This window comes from Eikenella sp., from assembly GCF_057315495.1.
The window spans coordinates 1-5901 of record NZ_DBHKXY010000044.1 but is presented as its reverse complement, the minus strand read 5'-3'; the positions used below and the strand labels follow the sequence as shown (position 1 = coordinate 5901).

2 protein-coding genes and 1 tRNA gene are annotated in these 5901 nt (G+C 56.2%); 2 read left to right on the top strand and 1 reads right to left on the bottom strand.

Annotation, left to right across the window (positions count from 1 at the left end):
- Positions 1-151 precede the first annotated feature (151 nt).
- Positions 152-1402, bottom strand: a complete 1251-nt coding sequence (locus tag ACO6EE_RS07765; protein ID WP_485960410.1) for an NAD(P)/FAD-dependent oxidoreductase — start codon at positions 1400-1402, stop codon at positions 152-154.
- Positions 1403-1881: 479 nt separating this feature from the next.
- Here ACO6EE_RS07765 and recB point away from each other — a divergent pair, with 479 nt between their 5' ends.
- Positions 1882-5598: an exodeoxyribonuclease V subunit beta gene (recB, locus tag ACO6EE_RS07760; RefSeq protein ID WP_485960409.1), complete on the top strand. Its 3717-nt coding sequence runs from the start codon at positions 1882-1884 to the stop codon at positions 5596-5598.
- Positions 5599-5749: 151 nt separating this feature from the next.
- A tRNA-Gly gene (locus tag ACO6EE_RS07755) sits at positions 5750-5825 on the top strand.
- Positions 5826-5901: the final 76 nt, after the last annotated feature.

The window sequence follows — 5901 nt, the reverse complement described above, 5'->3', positions numbered from 1 at the left end:
GAAGCTAAAACGAAGTTTCTGCGAAGCTAAAACGAAGTTTCTGCGAAGCTAAAACGAAGTTTCTGCGAAGCTAAAACATTTGCTTCCACAGGAAGCTAACATCTGCTTCCACAGAAGCGGCAGTCAGACGAATTATAACGCAAAACAGCGGCTAACCGGCTTCGGCGGTGTCGTGTTTTGGTGCAGGCTCCCAAATCTGCGAGGTGAAGAGTTGTGCGTCGTGCACATAGGGGTTGTTTTGATCCCACACATAGCCGGCAAATACGGCGCTGAGCATGCGGTCGGTTTCCGGCGTGCGCTGGCCGCTGAAAATCATGTCTTGCAGCGTGCCGGAATACCAAGCTTCCACGTAGTGCCGGAACACGTTGACGCCAGACATTAGCGGGCGGGCAAATTCGTTTTGCCAGTTTACCTGCTGGCCGTTCAGCTGGCGGGCCACCAAATCAGCAGCAAGCTTGGCCGAGTGGGTGGCGATGGTTACGCCGGAAGAGAATACCGGATCGAGGAATTCGGCGGAATTGCCCAATAGAGCGAAGTGGCGGCCGTAGAGCGATTTCACGCTGGCGGAATAGCCGGGCAGGTAGATGAATGGGAAGTCGTTTTCCCATTGCGCGTCTTTCAAAATGCGGCGCAGGAAAGGCACTTCCAAAGCAAATTTCTTCAGAATAACGGCAGAGCTTTCCTGCCCGAGTTTTTCAGGTAGCCCCACCACGCCGATGGAAGCGCGGCCGTTGGAGAAGGGAATCAGCCACAGCCAAATATCGCGGTGTTCGGGGTGGACGCACACCAGGTTTTTGTTGCGGTCGAAGGCCGGATCGGTGATGTGGTCTTCGATGTGTGTGAAGTGCACATGGCGCAAGGGCAGGTTGGAAGGAACATCCCAACTGAGCATGCGCGGCAGCACACGGTGGTAGCCGCTGGCATCCAGCACGAAGCGCGCGCCCAGCACATAAGGATCGCCGCCTTCCTGCTGCACCACCAGTTTGGCAAACTCGCCATGGTTGTCGAAGGCTTTTACCGTGGAGCCGAACTGCACGGTTACGCCCTGCTTGATGGCTTCGTCGATCAGGATTTTATCGAAACGGGCACGCTCCACATTGAACGCGGTGGAAGAGCCGGGGGAGAATTTATCGGTGAATTTGAAGCTGGTGTTGCGCTCGCCCCAAGAGAAGGCGAAGCCGTTTTTATATTGAAAGCCGAAGCCGGCCTGCACGGCGGGCAGGAAGCCGGCCTCATGCAGCAGCTCTATGCAATGCGGCAGCAGGCTCTCGCCGATAACAAAACGCGGAAAATGCTGCTTTTCCACCACACAAACATTGAATCCCCGCTTGTTCAATAAAGCAGCCGCCACTGCCCCGGAGGGGCCGGCGCCGATGATAACGACGTCGTAATGCTGAATCATGTTTTCCCTTTAATTATTGGTTTCTGCTCAGCTGCAATTGGGTTGGTTGTAAGTAGTGGCAAGATTATTTGTTTTCAGCCAATCAGCCATTGCATTCCATTACATGGCAGTATGGGCTTGAATGGTTTGAAAACTATTTATGATTATTAATAATTGGACAAAAATTGTCCAAAACCAACCGCCGTGGGCAACACGGCACGACCTTTGCCTGTTTGAGCAGTATTGCCCAGTAAGCAATAGGCCTATAGGCTACCTGAAAGCAATTACTCTGCCAAGCCATATTTATTTTTAAATTAGCGGATTAACTTTCTTCTTGCCACGGCGTGTGTTGGCATTACTGTGTCTTGAGGTAGTGTGAGCGTCTAGCAACCAACATTGGCAGTAAATTTGATCCGCTATCGCCCGCAGACAGCTCAGCTGGCAGGCCGTACAATAGTGCCCGTTATCCCAAGGCTACCTGAAACCCCAAGGACTCCACCATGCAGGATTTCCACGTTACACAACTGCCGCTGCCGCCGAAGGGCACTCACCTTATCGAAGCCTCCGCCGGCACGGGCAAAACCTACAGTATCGCCGCGCTGTTCACCCGCCTGGTGGTGCTCGAAGGCTGGGCGCCGGAAAACATACTGGTGGTTACCTTCACCGATCCTGCCACCGCCGAGCTGAAAAACCGCCTGCGCGCTCGGTTGGGCGAAGCCTTGGCTGCCTTGCAAAGCGGGGAAACGCCGGATGATGAGTTTCTGCAACACCTGCTGGCCGAAGCCTTAGCCAAACAAGAGCGCGGCAAACTCATCCTGCAGCTGCAGGCCGCCCTTTCCGGCTTCGACACCGCCGCCATCTACACCATCCACGGCTTCTGCCTGCGCGTGTTGGGCGACTACGCCTTTTTGTGCGGTGTACCCTTCGAACTGGAAACCGGCCCCGCCGATACCGCCGCCCGCCTGGTGGCCGCACAGGATTTCTGGCGTGAACACGTAGCCGACCATCCGCAAAACGCGCGCATTGCCGCCCAATTCGGCATCACCCCCGCTTCCGTGCTGGCTGAATTTTCAGGTAGCCTCAAACGTGCTTTTCTGGATTACAGGCTACCTGAAAACCGCCTGCCGCAAATATTGCAAGGCTACAATGCTGCTTGGCAGAAGCTGCAACGGAATGTGGAGGAAATCGAAGCCGTGTACCGCCGCATCAAGCCGCAGCTCAACGGCAATACTTTCAACGCCTCCATCGACACCCTGTTTACCGATCTCCGGCAAGCTGCACAAGAAGGCTTGGCGCAACCCGTGCTTTCCAAGCCGGACAAGCTGCTGTGTTTTGAAGAAAACGCTCTGCGCGACAGGATCAGGAAAAACCAGCATATTGAAGAAGCCGACATCGCCGCCCTACAACCCTTGGCCGTGTTTGGCCGCCGCCTGGCCGAAATCAGTGATGCCGAGCAGGAAGCCGCCATCCGCCTCAAGCTCGAATGTTTAGGCTACCTGAAAAACCGTTTGGCCGAAGATAAACGCCGCAGCTCGCGCCGCGACTATGATGATTTGCTGCTCGACGTGCATGCCGCTCTCTCCAACTCCGATCATCCCGAGCAAGCCGAAGCGCTTGCCCAAGCCCTGGCTGCCAAATGGCGCGTGGCGCTCATCGATGAATTCCAAGACACTGACCCGCTGCAATACGCCATTTTCCACACCGCCTTTATCTGCCAAGGCGTGCCCGTATTTTTGGTGGGCGACCCCAAACAGGCCATCTACGGCTTTCGCGGTGCCGACATCCATGCCTATCTTGCTGCTGCGGCCGACACCGCTCCCGAGCAAAGCTATACCCTGCGTACCAACTACCGCAGCCACCGCGATTTGGTCAACGGCATCGGCCATCTGTTTGCCGCCCGCAGCCGCCCCTTCGTGCTGCCGCAGATTGCCTATCCCGATGTGCAGGCCGCCCGCGCCGATAGTCTACTCAGCCCCGTGCCCGAAGCTGCCGTAGCCGTGCGCTGGATCAATCCATCTGCCGAAGATGGCAAACTGCCGAATAAAGATTCTTTGCGCGAACTCTGCGCTGATTATTGCTCCCGCGAAATTGCCGCGCGGCTCAATCAGGCGCTTTCAGGTAGCCTGTCTATCGGCGGTAAACATGGTGGAGGAAATGTGCCGCTGCATCCGGGTCAGATAGCTGTATTGGTGCGCACTCACAGCGAAGCCGATCTAGTCGCGCGCGCGCTCAAACGTCGGGGAGTGCGCAGCGTATTGCTACAACAGCAATCGGTGTTCGACACGCCCGAAGCCGAAGCCCTGCACGCCCTGTTGCTGTTTTGGCTGGCCCCGCAGGAAACCGAATATCTGCGTTTCGTGCTCGGTGGCATTTTCTATGGCTACACCGCGCAAGACTTGGCCGAATTGAACGGCAACGAAAACCGTCTGGCCGAGTGGATAACCCTGGCCGAAACTGCCGCCGAAACCTGGCAGCAGCACGGCATCTACACCGCACTCACCCGCTTTGCCCGCCAAAGCGGCCTCGAACAGCACCTTCTGCATACCCGCAACGAACGCAGCTTCACCAATTTCTGGCAGCTGGCCGAAATCTTGGCGCTGGCCGCTGCTGAATGTGCCAGTCCAGTCGCATTGGCGCAATGGTTGGAAATGCAGCTGAAAAGTAGCAAAAAAAGCAAAGAAAATAAAAATGATAGGGAGGATAAGGGGAATAAAGAATACCAGCTGCGGCTGGAAAGCGATGAAGACTTGGTGAAAATCGTTACCATGCACGCTGCCAAAGGGCTGGAGTACCCGCTGGTGTTTTACCCTTTCGTGTGGGATACCAGCGACAAATTGGTGCAAGATTGGAACATCATCAGCCAAAACAACGGCCGAAACCTATTGTTGGCCAAAGCCCAGCTGGGTGAAGAAGACGAGCGGCAGCTGTTTGCCGAAGACCTCGGCGAACGCCTGCGCCTGCTGTATGTCGCGCTTACCCGTGCCCGCGAGCAGCTCGTGCTCTACGCCGCACCTTGCAGCAACACCCCGGAAAACACCTTTGCCTATCTCTTAGCCGAAACAGGCGAAGATGATTGTCATGCCATCCGCAGCCACTGGAGCAGCCTGAAGGGTCAAGCCCTGGCCGAAGCCCTACGACAAACCTGGCTCCAATGCATCCAAAGTGCCGCGCCCGGCCAGTTGCAATGGCTGGAAGGCGAGCCGCCCGAAGCCAATTACCGCGCCCGCGACGAACAGCAGGGCAGTTACCGCGCCCTTGTGCTGTCCGAGCGGCCGCTGCAATTTATCCGCCATACCAGCTTTACCGGCCTGAGCCGCCAAACCCTTGCCGCTGAAGAGTGGCTACCTGAAAACCTGCTGGCTGATGAAAACCCCGCCGCCGAAACCGAAAGGCTACCTGAAAACGAGCGCAGCGAGTTTCTGCGAAGCAAAAGTGCAAGCAGCGAGTTGCGCTCCGACGGCCCAAGCCCAGTTCTGCCAAGCGGGCAGGGTGATTTGTGGCAAATCGAAGCTGAAACCGCACTGCTGGCTTTTCCAGCTGGCACCAATCCCGGCATCTGCCTGCACAGCATTTTGGAACAAACCGATTTTGTCCGCCCCGCCGCCGAACAAGTGGCATCCTATGCCGATATCCTAGATAGACACGGCTTTGAGTCCGAGCAATGGCTGCCGGCGGTGCTGGAAATGGTGGAAGCCGTGCGCCATACGCCGTTGGCAGAGAATATGCAGTTGGCCGATATTCCCGCCGATAGCCGCGTGGCGGAAATGGGCTTCGTGCTGCACCTGCACGATTTCGGTTTGAAACGCCTGCGCCGTTGGTTTGCCCGCCCCGACATCGGGCTACCTGAAAACGCCGCTACCCACCTGCCGCAGCTGGATTTCCACGCCGTAACCGGCTTCCTCAACGGTTTCATCGACCTGATTGCGGTAGACGAAAACGGCAGGGTATGCGTAATCGACTATAAATCTAATCACTTGGGCAATCATTTGGCCGATTACAGCCAGGCCGCGATGAGTGCGGCAGTGAGCGAACACCACTATTATCTGCAGGCGCTGATCTACGCCGTGGCCGCCGCACGCTACCTGAAACAACGCCGCGCCCTGCCCGAATACATCCAGGTGCGCTACCTGTTTGTGCGCGGCCTGAATCCGCATGGCCAGGAGGGCTTGTGGTGCTGGGACATTCCCGTTTCCGCCCTGCAGGAGTGGCTTGAATAGCTGCAGTTGTGCTGGCAGGACAAGGAGTGGCAGAAAAATCAGCATAAATAACAATCCTTAGCCAAGTTTTCCAGAATGGATATTGACTATTTGCTAAATCTGCCTATAATATGCCCCTTTCGTAAGTACGGCGCAGCTGGAAAACGCTCAAGCGGGAATAGCTCAGTTGGTAGAGCGCAACCTTGCCAAGGTTGAGGTCGCGAGTTCGAGACTCGTTTCCCGCTCCAAGTTTTTAATCATCCGAATCCCAAGCGGGAATAGCTCAGTTGGTAGAGCGCAACCTTGCCAAGGTTGAGGTCGCGA

What these genes read in the sequence shown, in the direction of transcription:
- ACO6EE_RS07765 (WP_485960410.1), bottom strand. Translation starts at nt 1,402, where the DNA reads ATGATTCAGCATTACGACGTCGTTATCATCGGCGCCGGCCCCTCCGGG.
- recB (WP_485960409.1), top strand. Translation starts at nt 1,882, where the DNA reads ATGCAGGATTTCCACGTTACACAACTGCCGCTGCCGCCGAAGGGCACT.